The organism is Microbulbifer sp. (assembly GCF_051659245.1).
Lineage (GTDB): Bacteria > Pseudomonadota > Gammaproteobacteria > Pseudomonadales > Cellvibrionaceae > Microbulbifer.
Genome location: NZ_JBOFOC010000159.1, coordinates 13,489 through 28,114, shown reverse-complemented (window position 1 = coordinate 28,114; position 14,626 = coordinate 13,489). Strand labels below are relative to the sequence as shown.

At 62.1% G+C, this 14,626-nt stretch carries 8 protein-coding genes; 3 read left to right on the top strand and 5 right to left on the bottom strand.

Annotation, left to right across the window (positions count from 1 at the left end):
• Window positions 1-7: 7 nt before the first annotated feature.
• The 4 genes from ACRC0P_RS15595 to ACRC0P_RS15580 form a co-directional block, all read right to left on the bottom strand.
• Window positions 8-550 (bottom strand): DUF5943 domain-containing protein, encoded by a 543-nt coding sequence (locus tag ACRC0P_RS15595; RefSeq protein WP_438632228.1) that lies wholly within the window; start codon window positions 548-550, stop codon window positions 8-10.
• A 120-nt stretch (window positions 551-670) separates the two neighbouring features.
• On the bottom strand, window positions 671-1,648 hold the full coding sequence (locus tag ACRC0P_RS15590; protein WP_438632227.1) for a dipeptidase: 978 nt from the start codon (window positions 1,646-1,648) through the stop codon (window positions 671-673).
• 227 nt (window positions 1,649-1,875) lie between these two features.
• On the bottom strand, window positions 1,876-3,012 hold the full coding sequence (locus ACRC0P_RS15585) for a GlxA family transcriptional regulator (RefSeq protein ID WP_438632226.1): 1,137 nt from the start codon (window positions 3,010-3,012) through the stop codon (window positions 1,876-1,878).
• Between the two features lie 561 nt (window positions 3,013-3,573).
• Entirely contained in the window at window positions 3,574-4,701 is a 1,128-nt protein-coding gene (locus ACRC0P_RS15580; protein WP_438632225.1) for an FAD-binding oxidoreductase, read from the bottom strand.
• Window positions 4,702-4,951: 250 nt separating this feature from the next.
• Between ACRC0P_RS15580 and ACRC0P_RS15575 the strand changes: the two genes are divergently transcribed.
• The 3 genes from ACRC0P_RS15575 to ACRC0P_RS15565 all read left to right on the top strand — a co-directional run bounded on the left by ACRC0P_RS15575 (window position 4,952) and on the right by ACRC0P_RS15565 (window position 11,070).
• A complete protein-coding gene (locus ACRC0P_RS15575) occupies window positions 4,952-6,223 on the top strand; it encodes an aromatic ring-hydroxylating oxygenase subunit alpha (protein ID WP_438632224.1) in 1,272 nt (423 codons plus the stop codon).
• Window positions 6,224-6,358: 135 nt separating this feature from the next.
• Window positions 6,359-8,959 (top strand): TonB-dependent receptor, encoded by a 2,601-nt coding sequence (locus tag ACRC0P_RS15570; protein WP_438632223.1) that lies wholly within the window; start codon window positions 6,359-6,361, stop codon window positions 8,957-8,959.
• Between the two features lie 77 nt (window positions 8,960-9,036).
• Window positions 9,037-11,070 carry a tetratricopeptide repeat-containing sulfotransferase family protein gene (locus ACRC0P_RS15565; protein WP_438632222.1) on the top strand — a complete coding sequence of 678 codons (2,034 nt, stop codon included), beginning with the start codon at window positions 9,037-9,039 and terminating at the stop codon, window positions 11,068-11,070.
• A 275-nt stretch (window positions 11,071-11,345) separates the two neighbouring features.
• Here the strand turns inward: ACRC0P_RS15565 and ACRC0P_RS15560 are convergent, their stop codons facing one another.
• Window positions 11,346-14,537: a DEAD/DEAH box helicase gene (locus ACRC0P_RS15560; RefSeq protein WP_438632221.1), complete on the bottom strand. Its 3,192-nt coding sequence runs from the start codon at window positions 14,535-14,537 to the stop codon at window positions 11,346-11,348.
• Window positions 14,538-14,626: the final 89 nt, after the last annotated feature.

Genomic DNA, 14,626 nt, shown 5'->3' with positions numbered 1-14,626 from the left:
AACTGGCTCAACCCACGTAGGAGACCGGTAAAACATCGAACAAACCGTGGTCGACTCCTTCTTCCGCGGCGCTCTGGTGCTGCACCGCCCGGGTTTTGAACCCCAGGCCCAGGCTGTCGGAGATCTGATCCATGGCGCCGGCGAACCAGCCGGTGAACATGTATTCCACCTTGCGGTTTACCTTGCCGTATTCGTACACGAATGCGGAGTGATCGAGCCGCACCCGGGCCGCACCCGAATCGATGTCCAGACGCTCGATGGTGAACAGTCCCCAGCCGCGCTGGGACAGGCGCTTCATATAGTGCTCGAACACGGCGCGGCCGCTCAGGCCGTGCAGCGCCGCTTCCTTTTCGCACCAGTGATAGGCGGATTTGTAGCCGGCCTTATAGAGGATCTCGGCGTAGCGCTCGGGGCCGATCTCGTCCTCGATGGCTTTGTGGTTGTTAATGAAAAAGTGCCGCGGCACGTAGAGCATCGGCAGGGCGTCGGTTGTCCAGACGCCGGTTTCTTCGTCTACCTGGATCGGCATTTGCGGTGCGTGGCTGGTCATGTCGGTATCTCTCCCCAGGTTTGTTCGTCAGTGCGGTAGGGTGCGCCGTGTCGTCGCCTGGTCGTCCGCAGCGCTTCCCGGTGCGCACGGCGCACCCCACGATAGCTTGAGTTCCGAGTTTTATTCGCCCCAGACTTCGCCCAGTATCCGGAGCCAGTTTTCCCCCATCACCTTGCGCACCAGCCGCTCGGAAAAGCCGTGGCGCAGCAGGGCTTCGGTCAGGTTGGGGAACTCGCCCACGGTGCGGATGCCTTCGGGGTTGACGACCTTGCCGAAGTCGGTCAGGCGGCGGGCGTAACCCTTGTCGTGGGTCAGCCACTCGAAGAAGTCCTTGCCGTGGCCCTGGGTGAAGTCGGTGCCTATACCCACCTGGTCTTCACCGGCGATGTCGACGATGTAGCTGATGGCTTCGACGTAGTCGTCGATGGTGGAGTCGATGCCGTTTTTCAGGAACGGCGAAAACATGGTGACGCCGATAAAGCCGCCGTGATCGGCGATAAAGCGCAGCTCCTCGTCCGATTTGTTGCGCGGGTGCTCTTTCAGACCGGACGGCAGGCAGTGGGAGTAACACACGGGTTTTTTCGATTCCAGGATCACCTCCTGGGAGGTTTTCGAGCCTACATGCGACAGGTCGCACATAATGCCGACCCGGTTCATCTCCGCCACCACTTCGCGGCCGAAGTCGGACAGGCCGCCGTCGCGCTCGTAGCAGCCGGTACCGATCAGGTTCTGGGTGTTGTAGCACAGCTGCACCACGCCGACGCCCAGGTCCTTGAACACCTGTACGTAGCCCAACTGATCCTCGAAGGCGTGGGCGTTCTGAAAGCCGAGCAGTATGCCGGTTTTGCCGGCTTCCTTGGCCCGGCGGATGTCCGCGGTGGTGTGCACCTTCATCACCAGATCGCTATTGGCTTCGATGAGGTTGTTCATCTCGACGATGTTGTCGACGGTGCTCTGAAAACTCTCCCAAACCGACACGGTGCAGTTGGCGGCGGTGAGGCCGCCCTTGCGCATATCCTCGAAAAGCTCGCGGTTCCACTTGGCGATGATCAGGCCGTCGATGACAATGGCGTCGCGGTGCAGTTCGCTGGCGTTCATGAGTCGGTTCCCGTGATTTGTTTGGTGGCTAAGCAGGGAGTGTATGCACGGGGGGAAGGGGTCAGTTCACTGGATGCGACAGGTGCGAGACTAAAATCGGCATGCTTGGCAAGGAGATTGTCGGGCGGTACCGCACGATGCGGGTTCGTGCCGGGCGTAAAAGGTGCGCCGCACCCCGCCATCCATGGCGGTCGCGCACGTGCGGTAGTTTTGGGTGAAGGTCGGCGTTAACCGACAGAAACCAGCGCCAGAGGCGCTGCTATAAAACGCACCGCACCGTAGGTGGGCTCGGCCTTGGCCACCTGCAGGGCCTTGTGCGAGGAGGGCTGAGACTCGGTGCCGTCCGCCGGTGAATCCAGCTGTTTCATCGACCAGACCGCCGCCCGCTCCTCCTTGGGGGAGATGCCGACGTACTTGCGATAACAACGACTGAAATGCGGCGCCGATACGAAGCCGCACATGGAGGCCACTTCGATGATGGAGCAGGTGGTTTGCTTCAACAGCTGCCGGGCGCGATCCAGCCGCAGCTTGAGATAGTAGCGCGAAGGGGTGCAATTCAAGTGCTTCAGGAACAGCCGCTCCAGCTGTCGGCGGGAGATGCCGACGTAGCTGGCCAACACTTCCAGCTCGATCGGCTCCTCGATGTTTGCCTCCATCAGTTCGGTCACCTCGGCCAGCTTGGGTTGCGCCGAGCTCAGCAGGCGGCGCAGCGGGGTCTGCTGCTGTTCGCTGTCCGGCCGTATCCGGTCGCAGAGAAACATGTCGCAAATGGCGCTGGTCAGCGCCTTGCCGTGTTGGCGAGTGACCAGGCTGAGCATCATATCCATGGGTACGCCGCCGCCGGTGCAGGTGATGCGGTCCCGGTCCAGGGTGTAGAGGCGGTTGGTGCAGTTCACCTTCGGAAAGCGCTCCTGCAAAGCCGCCAGGCACTCCCAGTGGGCGCTGCAGGTGTAGCCGTCCAGCAGGCCCGCGCTGGCCAGCACATAAGCGCCCGTGCACACGGCGCCCAGGGTCACATGCTTCTGCGCATGGGCCATTTGCTGCAGCCAGGTCACTTCCCTTTTGGTGAAACTGCGGGTGATGTCCACGCCGCCGACCACGATGACGATATCGAACAGCCGGTTGTCACCGATGGGCGCATCCGGCGTGATGGCGACGCCGTCGCTCGCCTTTACGGGTTCGCTGCCGCCGTCCGAAAGCAGTTGCCAGGTATAGAGCTCCCGCCCGCTTAGCTGGTTTGCCATGCGCAGTGGCTCGATCGCTGCGGCCAGGGCCACAAGGGTGAAATTCTGAATCAGCAGAAAGCCGACCCGGTAGGGTTGAACATCGGCGTTTGTGGCTTGCGATACAGTATCGTTATGCATGGACTTACCCTCCAGCCATCATGTAAGTCCAGTCGCCACGGCGGCGACTGTATTATTTTTATCGGGAAGCGCCGTTGCCGGTGCAGATGGCGCCGCTTCCAGGCCCGGGAGTACTCCGTTTTCTCATCGCTTCACCTCTCTGCTCCTTTCTCTGCTCCTTACCGGAAGGCGGGAGGGGGAATGTATATTTGAAATTTATATTACGGCCGATTTTTCGATCACAGTTATCCAAAAGCGACATTCTGGGGGTGTCTATGGACCTGATTGCGACATATGGGTTGCGCTTTACTGGCTTTTGTAATGAGAATCAATCTCATGAAAGCTCCGTCCATGCTCTGAGGTTACTCTATACGATCGGGGCAGTTCTCGAAAGGGCCTGGCCGGCAAGAGGGCCCCGCGCTGGCGTGCAGTACCATAGATCGCAAACAGGCTCTGAGGATTGCGCTGTAGAAGCCTGCTTGCAGGCGAGCATTCCCGGTGCCTTGCCGCGACCTCAATTCGCCTGCAAGCAGGCCCCTACAGGGGGATTCCACTTAACTTAGTACCATTGTGCGCCGGGACTCATCCGTCGATGACCACATTGGAAAGCGGAGTGCTGCAGCAGGACAGTATGAACCCCTCGGCCAAGTCCTCCTCGGTAATCCCCCCGTTGTGTTGAATGTCCACTTCGCCGGACACTTTTCGAACCTTGCAAGTGCCGCAGATTCCAACCCCGCAGGCCTTGGGAATGGTCAATCCCAGCCGGCTGGCCGCAGTGTGCAGCGTCTCGCTGGGCGCCGCCTGTACGCTCATGCCCGACTGTACAAACTCTACCGTGAACAGATCCGAGTCCTTGGTCTCCTCTGCCTCGCGCACCGCGATCTCCGCTTGATCCAGGGCGTCTTGTGTGACTTCCGCCGGCGTCGCACCGAAGGACTCCTCGTGGTAAAAGTTCATGTCGAAGCCGACGTCCTTCAGCACGGACCGCACCGCTCTCATATAGAGCGGGGGGCCGCAACAGAAAATCCGCCGCGACATGTAATCCGGTGCCACCATCTCCAGTTTCGTCTTGTCCAGAAACCCCCGGTAACCGTTCCAGGCCTGTCCGATCTCGATGCGTTCGCAGATCACCGACAGGCTGAAGTTAGGAACCCGTGAGCACATGTGCTCCAGTTCGCGATGAAAGATGATGTCGTTGGGGGTGCGGGCACTGTGGATGAATGCCATGTCCACATCGGTGTTGGTGTCGAAGTACCAGCGCGCCATGGACATCACTGGCGTAATACCCACGCCGCCTGAGAGCAGTAGCACCTTGTCCGCCGGGTGATCGATGCAATTGAAATCGCCTACCGGGCCGTGCACCGCCAACTCGTCCTGCTCCCTGAAATTGTCGTGCAGCCAGTTGGACACCAGCCCGCCCGGCACCCGCTTCACGGTGATGGAGAAGCTGTAGGGCACCGAAGGGGAGCTGGAAATGGTATAGGAGCGCATAACCTGCTCGCCGTCGATCTCCAGTTCCAGGGTCACGAACTGGCCCGGTTTGAAGAAGAACAACACCGACTGTTCGGCGTTGAAGCAGAAGGTCTTCACGTCCCAGGTCTCCCGGATCACCCGCACGCAGCGCACCTGATGACGGCCATTGGCCCAGACCCGGGTGTTCAGGGGGTTGAAGGCGGTTGAAGACTGGGAAATATCGGTCGCGCTGGTCATTGCAGTGTCTCCGTGGGAGTGGCAGCCGTCGGGCAGTTGCGGTCATTTTGTTTAAAAATCTCCGGCGGCAGTTAACCATTTGCGACACGACCTTGTTCGTATACTCCAGCGCCCCATGGGGCGGGGGCACAGGAGCTCCCGGCGAGTCGAAAAGGAAACCCGGGGTGTCGTTAACGGACAAATGCCCGGGCCAACCTTTGCCGAGAATTGCTTCAGAATCAGGCACGGCTTCACCCGAAGGAAAACGCAGATGAACGAATACGACCTGTTGAACCTGACATACAACAGTATGGAGGAGGCGCGGCGGCAAATGGTGCGGTTGCTGGAGGAGCGCTCGCGCACCTACTCGCTGCCCCGGCCCCTGTATAACGACCCTCTATTATTCCGCATCGACATGGAAGAGGTGTTCGAGAAGGAGTGGCTGTTCGTCGGTATGACCTGTGAGTTGCCCGCCAAGGGCGACTATATGACAGTGGAGATCGGCCAGAACCCGGTATTGATCGTGCGCGATCGGGACGGGGAGATCCAGGCGTTTCACAATGTCTGCCGCCACCGGGGCTCCCGACTGTGCACTAAGGCCAGCGGCAAGGTGGCCACCCTGACCTGTCCCTATCACCAATGGACTTACGATCTGAAGGGCAACCTTATCTTCGCCAGTCCGGAGATGGGGGAAAACTTCGACCGCAATGAGTACGGCCTGAAACCGGTTCACTGCAAAACCGCCGGTGGTTTCATTTTCGTCTGCCTGCGCCATGGCGAGCCCCCGGCCATCGACGACTTCCTGAGCGCCCTGGCCGAGTACATGGAGCCCTACGATATGGAAAACACCAAGGTGGCGACGGAGTCCACCCTGGAGGAGCAGGCCAACTGGAAGCTGGTGATCGAGAACAATCGCGAGTGCTACCACTGCTCCGGCAGCCACCCGGAACTGTTGCGCACCTTGCTGGAGTGGGACGACACCACCGACCCGCGCGCCACGCCGGAATTTCTCGAACACTGTGAGCGCCAGGCCCAGAGCTGGGACCGGGAGGGGATTCCGCACCGGCACCTGGAGGTCGGCCTGCGCAACCGCATCGTGCGCATGCCGCTGAAAGAGGGCACCCAGGTGATGACCATGGACGGCAAACCCGCCTGCCGCAAAACCCTGGGGCGGGTGCAGAACCGGGAATTGGGCTCCATGCGCATCCTGCACCTGCCCAATTCCTGGAACCACATGCAGAGCGACCACCTGATCGTCTTCCGGGTGCTGCCGGTCTCGGCCCAGAAAACCCTGGTGACCACCAAGTGGCTGGTGCACAAGGACGCAGTGGAAGGTGAGGACTACGAAGTCGAGCGCCTGCGCCAGGTGTGGGACGCCACCAACCGCCAGGACCGCGATCTGGCCGAGGAAAATCAACGGGGGATCAATTCGCTCGGTTATGAGCCGGGGCCTTACTCCGAGACCTATGAGTTCGGGGTGATCAATTTTCTGGACTGGTACGCCGAGACGGTGCTGAACAACGGCAAGCAAGGCAGGTTTTGACTGGGAGGCTGTCGGCGCTTACCCTTGTGGGCTTGTCGCAAACCGATCGCCCAGTGTCGTCCCTGAGCTCGTGAGCATTGGGTGCCCATTTTAGTATCGGTTGACAAACTTAAAAATAACGAGGGGAGTTGAGTCATGTTCAAGCAAACTGCACTAGCTAGCGCCATAGTGACAGCCATAGCCTCCGGTTCCGCGAACGCCTCGCGCATCGAGGAAGTAACGGTCACCGCGACCAAGCGGGCCGAGAGCACACAGGATATCCCCGTCGCCGTCTCGGCGATGAGCGAGGAAAAACTCGAACAAACGGGCGTGGCCAACTTTGCCGATTACCTGGTGCAGATGCCGGGCGTCACGGCCGGCGGCAGTGGTCCGGGGCAGAACACCATCTACATTCGCGGCGTCGCCTCCACCACGCCCAACCTGACCACCGCGGGGGTGGCGGGCCTGGCGCCCAACGTGGCTCTGTACCTGGACGAGCAGCCGCTGGCCCAGCCGGGCCGCAACCTGGATGTCTACGCCGCCGACTTGCAGCGGGTGGAAGTGCTGGCCGGTCCCCAGGGCACCCTGTTCGGGGCCAGTTCCCAGGCCGGCACGGTGCGGCTGATCACCAACAAACCGGACTCGACCTCCACCGACGCCAAAGTGAAATTCGGCACCTCCTTTACCAGCGGCGGCGAACCCAGCAACAACGTCGAAGCGATGCTCAACCTGCCGGTGGCCGACAACCTGACCTTGCGCGGCGTGGTCTACGTCGACCACAAGGGCGGCTACATCGACAATGTGTCCGGCACGCGCAGCGCGGCCGAGTCCGCGCGCTTCCGGCCGGCGGGGACCATGCGCGACAACGGCGTGGCGGTCAGCGACCGGCGGGCCGGCATCCAGTCCACGGCGGATTTGAGCGACGTCACCTTCCTGGAAGCGGACAACTCCGACCGCACCGAGGACGATTTCAACGATGCCACCTATACCGGCGGCCGGCTGAGCGGCCTCTGGGACATCAATGGTAACTGGAGCCTGCTGCTCGGCGCCGCCCAGCAGACCATCGAGTCGGAAGGCGTGTTCTTCGTCGACCCGGAGCTGGACGACCTGGAAATCCAGCGCTTCTCGGAAGACTCCCTGGAGGATTCCTTTGAAAACGTCAACTGGACCCTGGAAGGGCTCCTGGGGGAGCTGGAAGTGGTCTACACCGGGGCCTTCACCAGCCGCGAAGCCGATCAGGTGGTGGATTACACCGACTACCTGTTCGTGGGCCAGTACCTGCCCTACTACATTTGTGACAGCTCGGTGAGCTATGGAGACGCGCCGCTCAGCGGCACCTGCCAGGCGCCCAACCTGTTTGTCGACTCCACCACCGAAACCGAGGTGAGCACCCACGAACTGCGCTTCTCCACCCCCGCCGACAATCGCATCCACGCCACCTTCGGCGCCTTCTACAGCGACCTGGAGCTGCGCGAGCGCAACGACTTCACCTACCCGGGCTCCACCCTAGTGAACGGGATCGGTTTCGCGCCCAACTACCCGTTCACCACCGGCTACACCTCGGACCCGGGGCCCTTCCCCGCGGGCGTGATCTTCCGCAACGACGTCAAGCGCACCGACCGGCAAATGGGGGCGTTCGGGGAGGTGACCTTCGAGCTGAGCGATACCTTTTCGGCGATTGTCGGCTCCCGTTACTACGATATCGAAGTGGATTTCGAAGGCAGCGCCAACTCCTCATTCGGTAATCTCTCCGGGGAGGACGGCGACGATGTCAACGCCTACGGCACCGACATCAGCGACCTCTACAACGGCGACGGAGAATACACGTTCCGTGGCCACTGGAACCCTGATCGGCATATCACATATACGCGGGATATGTCGCTGGAGGAGATCATGGCGACGGATCCGGAGCTCACCGCGGCGCAGGCTAACCAGATCTTCAAGGCAACCCGGGCGCCGGACGTGGCCGCCACCGACGGCACCATCTTCAAGTTCACCCTGCAGTGGATGCCGACGGACGACTACCTGTTGTACGCCACCGCCTCGGAGGGCTTCCGCCCCGGTCTGCTGAACCGGCCCGGCGGTGCACAGGGCCCCGGCGACTACACCGTGCCCTTCGCCCTGGACACGGACGACACCACCAACTACGAGCTGGGTTGGAAGCTGGACGTGCTGGACGGTCAGTTGCGCTTTAACGGCAACCTGTTCTTCGTGGACATCGAGAAGATGCAAACCACGATTTTCGATCCCAGCATCACCAACCTGTTCTTCTCGGACAACGCCGCCAATGCGGAAGTCAAAGGCGTCGAAGGGGACTTCGTCTGGGCGCCGGAGGCCCTCTCCGGGCTGATGGTCAGCGGCTCCTTCTCGATCCTCGACACCGAGATCACCGAAGTGCTCACGCCCACCGATGACGTGCAGGTAGGCGACGAACTGGCCTTTGCGCCCCGCTTCCAGGCCAATCTGCAGGCGCGCTACGAGTGGTACGGCGACCTGACCTACCACGTTATGCCCCACGTGTCCTACTCCGACTCCTCCTACACGGATATCATCAGCATCAACCGGGCCGAACTGGACAGCTGGGCCCTGCTGGGGATGACTGCGGGCTTCACCGGCGATCACTGGTCGGCGGAACTGTTCGCCGACAACCTTACGGACGAGCGCGCGGAAGTGAGCGGCAGCTTCGTGTTCGACCGGCACCGCGTCAGCATGGTGCGGCCACGGACGCTCGGTGTGCGGGGTTCGTACCGGTTCTGATAGACTCAGGTTTCGGAGTTCAAGGGTCTGCCGATGGCAGAAGCCTGTGGTGGACTCCGAAACTGGAGTAATTAGCGATGTCGCAAGTTCAAACCGGGTTGGATTTGACCGGGATTCAAAAAAAGGTCGTCGCCGGGGAATACGGCGACGCCCTGGTCGATCTCGAACAGGTGCTGAGCTCGCGGCCCGATGAGCCCGAAGCGCTCTACATGCGGGCTGTATGCCAGCGCTACCAACGCCGTTTCGACGAGGCCGCCGAATGCCTGGAGCGGCTCAAAGCCGTTGCGCCCGACCACGGGCGCGGGCACCAGGAAGAGGGGCACCTGTATCGCGCGATGGGCGATGATCACAGCGCCCTGTCGGCCTATGGCCGAGCCTGTCAACTCAACCCCGCCCTGGTCGCCAGTTGGAAGGCGCAGCTGGAAATTCTGGTTCAACTGGGTCGAACGGCCGAAGCGCAACAGATCAAGGCCCAGTTGGAGTGGCTGCAAGCCCTGCCCAAGCCCCTGGTGGCGGTCATGGACCTGATATCCCAGGGCAAGTTGCTTAAGGCGGAAGACATCTGCCGGCGGTTTTTACAAAAGATCCCCCACCACGTCGAGGCCATGCGGCTGCTGGCGGATATCAGCATAGGCTTCGGCATTTTGGAAGACGCCGAGTTTCTGCTCGAAAGCGCGCTCAAGTTCAAACCCGACAATATTCGGGTCCGAATGGACTACATACAGGCGTTGCGCAAGCGACAGAAGTTTGAAAAGGCGCTGGCCGAAGCGAAAACGTTGCTGGACACCTCACCCGACAATGTTCAGTTCCAGTCCCTGTATGCTATCGAGGCCATGCAGACTGGCGACTACGACACCGCCCTGGCCCTGTTCGATAAAATCCTGAGCCGCGTGCCCGGGGATGCCAACACCCTGACCTCCAAGGGGCACGCGCTGAAAACCTGTGGCCGGGTGGACGAAGCGGTGGGCTGTTACAAGGGCTCCCTGAAGAGCAACCCCAATCACGGTGAGGCCTATTTCTCCCTGGCCAACCTGAAGATCTACACCTTTTCCGATTCCGAAATCGAGGAAATGCACCGTCAGGAAGCCAACACCAACCTGACGCACATGCAGCGCGTCTACTTGTGCTTCGCCCTGGGCAAGGCCTACGAAGACAAGGGCGAATACGCATCGGCCTTTAAATATTACGATCGCGGCAACCACTTGAAAAAGCTGCAGAGCCGCTATCGCGCTGAGAGTATGACCGGCGAGATGCGCGCGCAACAGGCGGTGTGCACCCGGGAGTTGTTCGAGCGCCGGTCGGGCGCCGGGCACCCGGCGCCCGACCCCATTTTTATCGTCGGCCTGCCGCGGGCGGGCTCGACCCTGCTGGAACAGATTCTCTCATCCCACAGCCAGGTGGACGGCACTCTGGAGCTGCCCAACATACTGTCGCTGTCGCAGCGCCTGCGCAGGATGGGACGCGACAAAGGATGTGCGGACTATCCGGAGATACTGGGGCATCTTTCCGACGAAGAGTTGCAGCAGTTTGGCGAAGAGTACATCCGGGATACGCGCATTCACCGACGGGGCGCGCCCTTTTTCATCGATAAGATGCCGAACAACTTCCGACACATCGGCCTGATCAGACTGATTCTGCCCAACGCCAGAATCATCGACGCGCGCCGTCACCCCATGGCCTGTTGCTTCAGCGGCTACAAGCAGCTGTTTGCGGAGGGGCAGGAGTTCAGCTACGACCTGCGGAATATCGGCACCTATTACCGGGACTATGTGGAACTGATGGATCACTGGGACCGGGTACTGCCCGGCTTTGTATTGCGCGTGCAGTACGAAGATGTGGTCGCCGATCTGCGGGGCCAGGTGCGCCGCCTGCTGGAGTTCTGCGGCCTGCCCTTCGAGCAGGCCTGTCTGGAGTTCCACAAGACCGAGCGGAACGTCCGCACACCCAGTTCCGAGCAGGTGCGCCAGCCCATTTTCCGCAGCGGCGTCGAGCAGTGGCGCTATTTCGAGCCCTGGCTGGCGCCTCTGAAAGAAGCGCTCGGCGAAGCGGTGTTGGAACGCTGCGAGCAATCATCGCAGCAGGATTCGAGCATCGGGGGTGTTGGTACTTGATGGGGCTATGGACGTATGCAATGTGCCCGGTGCCATCCCTCCCTGTCACGCTCAGAAACGCGAGATTATGAACAGGCTCTAAGAGCCTGTTTGCGATCTATGGTGCTGCACGTCCAGCGAGGGATCGGGAGGGGTGCCTCTTTCCGGGACACGGGCTGGGCGCCCCCCTTAAATACGTCCCTGTACGCTCGTAATCGGCATCCCTGCCTCATACGGTCCCGAAAAGAGGCACCCCTCCCGACCTGGAGAGTTCTTCGCGAGATTCTAAACAGGCTCTAACGGAACAGCTCCAGAATTTCCTCTCCGTTCAACCGCGAGAGTGCGCTGCCTTCGCCGCTGAGCAGGGCGTCGGCGAGGGACTGCTTGCGCTGCTGCAATTCCTGGATGCGCTCCTCGATGGTGCCCTCGGCGATCAGCTTGTAGACGAAGACCGCTTTCTGCTGGCCGATGCGGTGGGCGCGGTCGGTGGCCTGGTTTTCCGCCGCCGGGTTCCACCAGGGATCGTAGTGGATCACCGTGTCCGCCGCGGTGAGGTTGAGGCCGAAGCCGCCGGCCTTGAGGCTGATCAGGAACAGCGGCACCTCGCCGGACTGGAACCGATCGATCGCCTCGTCCCGCTTGCGGGTGCGCCCGGTGAGCTTGCTGTGGGCGATGCCGCGCCTGTCCAGTTCGCGCTCGACGATCGAAAGCATGCTGGTGAACTGGGAAAACAGCAGTATTTTACGCCCCTCGGCGAGCATCTCCTCAAGCATTTCCAGCAGGGCTTCCAGCTTGGCGGACTGCTTGACCTTGACCGCGCTGGGAATTTTCACCAGCGCGGGATCGCAGCAGATCTGGCGCAGCTTGAGCAGGGCGTCCAGCACCTGGATATGGCTCTTGGCCAGGCCCTTGTTCTGCAGTAGCTTGCGCACCTCTTTTTCCATGCTGGCGCGCACGGTCTGGTAAAGCTTCTGCTGGCCGCTGCCCAGGGTCACGGACTGCACGATCTCGGTTTTCGGCGGCAGCTCGCCGGCCACCTGCCCCTTGGTGCGCCGCAGCATAAAGGGCGCAGTGCGGTTGCGCAGCTGGCGCTGGCGGGTCTCCTCGCCGTGCTTTTCGATGGGGTTGCGATAGAGGCGATTGAAGGATTTGTCGTTGCCGAGCAGTCCCGGCATCAGGAAATCGAATTGGGCCCAGAATTCCCCCAGATGGTTTTCCAGCGGTGTGCCGGTCAGGCACAGGCGCTGCGCGGCGCTGTAATTGCGCAGTGCCTGGGAGACCTTGGCGCGCGGGTTCTTGATTGCCTGGGCCTCGTCCAGTACCAGCAGGCTGAAGGGGTAGGGAGCGAGTATCTCCGCGTCCCGCTGTGCCAGGGCGTAGCTGGTGATCACCAGGTCGTAGTCGGCGAGTTTGCGCAGTTTCGGTTTTCTGTCGGTGCCGTGGCTGACCACCGCCCTGAGTCCCGGAGTGAATTTCTCCGCTTCGTGCAGCCAGTTGCCCAGCAGGCTGGTGGGGGCGACGATCAGCGCCGCTTCGGGCAGTTCGCCGCTCTCTTTCAAGTGGAGAATAAAAGCCAGGGTCTGCAGGGTTTTGCCCAGGCCCATGTCGTCGGCGAGTATGCCGCCGAAGCGGAAGCGGTGCAGGAAGCCGAGCCAGTTGAGGCCCTCCTGCTGGTAGTGGCGCAGCTCGGCATTCAGCCCTTGCGGCGGCGCGACCGCTTCAACCCCCTTGAGGTTTTTCAGTTGCCGCGCCAGCGCGCGGCGCTCCTCGCCGCCGCTCCACTGGAGTTCGCGCTCGCCCAGCGCGTCCTCGAGCTGTGTGAGTGGCGCCAGGTTGTGGTGGTGCAGCTTGAGGCGGCCGTCGGCGTCCAGATCCGGCTCCTCGTGCAACTCAATCAGGGTATCGAGCACCGGGCGCAGCCAGTCGCTGGGGATGTTCAGCCACTGGTCCGGTTCCAGTTCCACCATCAGCCCGCCCTCGGGCAGTTGGTCCCCGTATTCGAGGGCGCGCACCAGCAGCGGCAACAGGGCGAGTTGTTCATCGCCGAAATTGACCCGGATGCCGAGGCTGTCTTCTCCCAACTCGCCCGACAGGCTTTCGGCGCGGGTGATATTGAGCTGGAAGCCCGGGTCCGTTTCCACCTGCCAACCCTGCGCGCGCAGGGCATCCGCGTCCCGCTCGAGGAATTCCTGCCAGCGCAGCGGCGAGGGGAGTATCTCGTCGTCGGGCAGCAGGAAGCCGATATCGCCGTGGTCCCCGGCGGACAGGCGGTAGCCGGTGAAGCCGAGCCCTTCCAGTTCGTCCGCGGCGTCGCTCTCGAAATCCTCGTCGCGCGCCAGTAGCAGCCGTTGGTTCTCTGTTTCCACAATCTGAGTGGGGCGGGAGGGGAAGGCCGGGACCCGGTATTCCCCGTAGAGGAAATGCAGGCTGGCGTAGAGGTATCCCTGAGGCTCCCGGCGTGCCAGCCGCAATACCGGCACCGGCTTGCCGGCGACGCCGGCGGGCTGCTCCACTGGCAGCGGCAGGCTGTTGGAGGGCAGCTTCTCCGCCAGCAGCTGTGCTATTTCCAGCCGCGAGTGCTCCGGCACCGGGGGCATTTGCATCAGCAACAGTATCTGCTCGCCGGTGAGCGGCGTGTCGATGACGCCGCAGAGGCCGGTTGCGGGCTCCAGGTAGTGGGGCGGCTCGGTGGCGGCGGCCAGCCATTCGCCGGGGCAGCCCTCCAGCATCACCCGCAGCTGTGTCTGTTCCGCCCCGCCGCTGTCGTCCCAGGTGAAGGTCAGGCGTCGTTCGCCGCCGGCGGTGACGGGGAGATCGGCGGAGCCGAGGAAGGCGCGGCCCGTGGCCAGTATTTCCGTCAGCGCCAGGGTGCCGAGGCGGCCTTCGGGGGTGAAATCCCAGTCCGCGTTGCCGCAATCCGCGAGCAGCTCCACGATGGTGTCGTCGCTGGGGGACAGGTGTTCGTTGCTATCGTAGGTCCAGGGGTTGCGAGGAATGGACACTATCTTGCCCCAGCTGCCATCCTTCCTGCGCCTGGCCCGGCGCATGCTCACCTGAAATCTACCGTCGGCGGAGCGGTCGAACAGGTAGATCACCCTCTGGTCGCGGCGCTCCGGCAGTGGGGTGGAGGCGCGACTGGTGGCGTGGAGGCGCCGCTGCCAGCTGGACAGGGCGAAATTGCCGCTGGAAGCATCGCCGCTTTCCATCTGCCGCATGACGGTGAGCAGTACGGCGACCACATGCTTGCAGTTGAAACCCACCGGGCAGTCGCAGTAACCGCTGATGCGCGCCTGCCGCTGGCCTGGCGTCAGGTGGATTTCCTGCTCATAGATGACACCGCCGGATACCTCGCTGTAGACGACGCCGGCTTCCCCGTCGACCCTGACGTCCGCTACCCGCTGGTCCTCGGCGTACTGCTGGCCGCGCTGAAAGGCGCCGGCGCCACAGGCGGCGAGTATGGCGCCGCGGGTGACAGTCGGTAACGACATGGGAATGGCTCCGTGCGGGGAAAAGGCGAAATCCTATGCCACTGTCGGGGAGGTGTCGAGGGGCTGGCGCCTGTGGCGATGCCCGCTCG

Excerpts from the sequence above, each read along its gene's own strand:
- ACRC0P_RS15595 (WP_438632228.1), bottom strand. The coding sequence starts at position 550 with ATGACCAGCCACGCACCGCAAATGCCGATCCAGGTAGACGAAGAAACC.
- ACRC0P_RS15575 (WP_438632224.1), top strand. The coding sequence starts at position 4,952 with ATGAACGAATACGACCTGTTGAACCTGACATACAACAGTATGGAGGAG.
- ACRC0P_RS15585 (WP_438632226.1), bottom strand. The coding sequence starts at position 3,012 with ATGCATAACGATACTGTATCGCAAGCCACAAACGCCGATGTTCAACCC.
- ACRC0P_RS15590 (WP_438632227.1), bottom strand. The coding sequence starts at position 1,648 with ATGAACGCCAGCGAACTGCACCGCGACGCCATTGTCATCGACGGCCTG.
- ACRC0P_RS15560 (WP_438632221.1), bottom strand. The coding sequence starts at position 14,537 with ATGTCGTTACCGACTGTCACCCGCGGCGCCATACTCGCCGCCTGTGGC.
- ACRC0P_RS15580 (WP_438632225.1), bottom strand. The coding sequence starts at position 4,701 with ATGACCAGCGCGACCGATATTTCCCAGTCTTCAACCGCCTTCAACCCC.
- ACRC0P_RS15565 (WP_438632222.1), top strand. The coding sequence starts at position 9,037 with ATGTCGCAAGTTCAAACCGGGTTGGATTTGACCGGGATTCAAAAAAAG.
- ACRC0P_RS15570 (WP_438632223.1), top strand. The coding sequence starts at position 6,359 with ATGTTCAAGCAAACTGCACTAGCTAGCGCCATAGTGACAGCCATAGCC.